Genomic DNA, 2892 nt, shown 5'->3' with positions numbered 1-2892 from the left:
GATCGGGGAGGTCCCGCACCTCCCCGATCAGCTCGAGGCGGGCTGTTGCCCGTTGTCGTGCTTCCACACGGCGGGCGTCGGTGTCGGGAAACTCCACCGACAGCGTGCGGGTGAAGCGTCCGACCAGAAAGTCATGGATCTGGTCGGGGGTGAATTCCGCCAGCCGGACGATGAACCGGCCGAACGTCCGCTCGACCTTCTCCCCGGTCTTCTTCAGGACCTCGTCGTCGGTGAGGAAGAACTCGGCCCGGCTCGTCACGACGATCTTCGCCTGATTGTCGAGGGCGGCCAGCAGGGTGTCCAGGTGCGCGACCGCGCGCTCGTAGGTGACCCGGGCCGCGAGCTCGTCGAAACCATCAAAAATCAGTATCAGTCGGCCGTGACCCAGCATGTAGCGAAAGGCGTCCAGGTCCGGCCGGCGGACCTGGGAGTCCACCAGATGCTGGGCAACGAGCCGGTCGAGTTCAAGTGACTTCTCCAGCTGCCGCAGCTCGATCAGCATCGGGTCCACATGTGGCAGGTGGTGGGGTAACTCCAGAGCGAGCTCGTGCGTCAGAAAGGTCTTGCCGTGGCCGGAATCGCCGAGCACAAGGATGAACCGGGCCTCGTCGGTGGTCAGCCACTCGACGATCTGTTGGAGGGCGGGGGCGGGGGCGGGGGCGGTGACGGTGGTGCGGTCGATCCGCCGGATGCGCTGCGGCACATACAGCTCGGGTGGGTAGTCCGGGTCGGCGTCAAGCCGGGCGGTCTGGCGGTCGACGTAGCCGCGCAGGTCCAGCACGCCCTGGTACTCGGGCAGGCTCAGCAGCGTCACACCCAGCCGCTCGGCGTGGGTGACCAGCTCGGGGGTGGCCTGCGTCCCGGCGGTGTAGACGAGGTCGGTGAACAGACCGGGGAAGGCGGCCAGGTACGGCGCCCGGACCGTCATGGCGAATTCGTCGACCGCCGCCGCGTCCAGTTCGCTGTTCGCGAGTTCGCCGTCGACCAGGCCGACGACCCGTTGCTCGACGACACGGCCTTCGGCCCGCCGCACCCGCAAGTGGGCGGGCAGTCCGCCGGACGCCTCGACCCGCTCGACCGTCGCGTCCGGGTGGTGTAGCCGGGCCATCTCGGCGATTTCGTCCAGCGTGTCCGGTTGCCGCCGCCGCGGCGCCCCGGACAACCCGGCAGGAAGGCCGTCGCCATCCATGCCCCGGCCATACCGCTCGCGCCGGTGTGGGCCTAGTTCACCCTCCTTGTCATCATCCGCGCCGGGCAGCGGGGGCTGTGGTGGGAAGGCCGCGTGTACCGACCGAAAAGCGCTCGGGGTGCGCACCGACCACGAGCTGCCGGCCGGGTCGACCCGCAGGTCACCCGTCCAACGTTTCTGGTCCGGCTCGTAGCGGCGGGCATAGCGGGTGAACCCGTCCCGGTCGATCCGGACCAGCTGATACTGGTTCGGCACCTCCGACGGGCGGGCCTGCGCATCGACCGCCGCACTGCCCGTGGATGCGACCGGCAGCCCGGAGGGCAACCAGCTGGCCCGGCCGTCGTGGGTGTGGCCGTGCAGCAGCAGGTTCAGGTGCGGGCCGAGGATACGGTCCAGGTCGTCGGCGTCGCGCAGGTTCTCGTCGTCCGTGGTGGCGCCCCGGATGGGGTTGTGGTGCACGGCACCGATCCGTAGCCAGCCGTCCCGCTCGTAGCCGCGAAGCGCCTCAGTGACGGTACGGAGCTGGTGTTCCCCGAGCCAGCCGTAGTGCTCCTCATGCGTCTCGGCCATCGTCGAGTTCAGCCCGGCCACCACGACTTTGCGGTCGGGGATCTCGACCAGCGACCATTCCGCGCCGACACCGAAGCCGATCGCGGCGTCGACACCGTAGAACCGCCGCAGCAGGGCGTCGAAGCATTCCCACTTCGGCCAGTACGGCGGCTGGGGTTTCCGCTTGAAGGCCTGCTCACGCAGGAAGTAGGACTGGCAGAGCAGCCGGTTGACGTCGTGGTTGCCAGGGATGACCACGAACCGGTTCCGGTCGAGTTCCAGGCTCGCCGCGAGCTCGACCAGGAAGTCGTACACCTGGTCGAATTCGTTCTCGTCGCCGGTTTCGGCCAGGTCGCCGGTGAGTACGACGAGGTCGGGCCGCAGGCCCTCGGTTTCGGCGCGGCCTCGCAGGTCGTCGTGCAACCGGGCGAACAGGGATGAGTGGGCGCGGTCGGCCTCGGTGCGCCCGGCCCGGCCGAACACGTGGTGGGCCCCGAACTGGGTGTCGGAGATGTGCAGCACCGTGACGGCCGGCTCCGTGGGCTCGTCCGGCCTGCCCGCGGTTGTCCTGATCGTCGTGGCCTGACCGGGGACTATCGGTTGGTCATCCGGCCCCGGGAATGCGGGTCGTGCGGCCGCGCCGGGAAACGGCGGGGCGACGGCGGGCTTCGCCCGACCCCTGACGGAGCCGGTGATCCCCGCCAACAGCCTGTCGGCGGCGGCCGTCTCGTCGTGGCCGACCAGATCGATATAGGTGGTTGAGCGCAGCAGGCCCTCAGGTTGGCAGTCCGCGACCCGGACCGGCACGATCCGACGGTTGAGCCCCTCGGGGTCCTCCGGCCAGATCGCCAGCCACTCGGCGTTGCCGTACCGGGAGTCGGTCAGATAGGTGGGGGACAGGACAGGCACCACCCGGGCCGAGACCGGCAGCGCGAGCTGCATGCTGGCCGCCCAGTTCGTGCCCGGGACGAGGTCCCACGCCTGCACGAACACCCGCGCGGACCGCTCACCGAACCGCACCCGGGCCTCAAGCTGCCACGCGATCCACTCCGCCCAGGCGGCGTCCACGCCGGTATAGCTGACGAAGAAGTCGTAGCGACCGCCGTCACCGGACGCCGCCGTGTCGGTGACCCCTGTGTCGGTGACCCCTGTAT

General features: G+C 69.6%; 1 protein-coding gene. It reads right to left on the bottom strand.

Going from position 1 to position 2892, the window contains the following annotated elements; genetic code table 11:
- The coding region (locus U9983_RS27440) for a TIR domain-containing protein (RefSeq protein WP_322756786.1) at positions 1–2892 on the bottom strand (2892 nt) is incomplete at both ends.

This window comes from Protofrankia sp. Cas3 (assembly GCF_963555955.1).
Classification (GTDB): domain Bacteria; phylum Actinomycetota; class Actinomycetes; order Frankiales; family Frankiaceae; genus Protofrankia.
The sequence above is the reverse complement of the archived record's forward strand: the minus strand, read 5'-3'. Positions and strand labels throughout refer to the sequence as shown.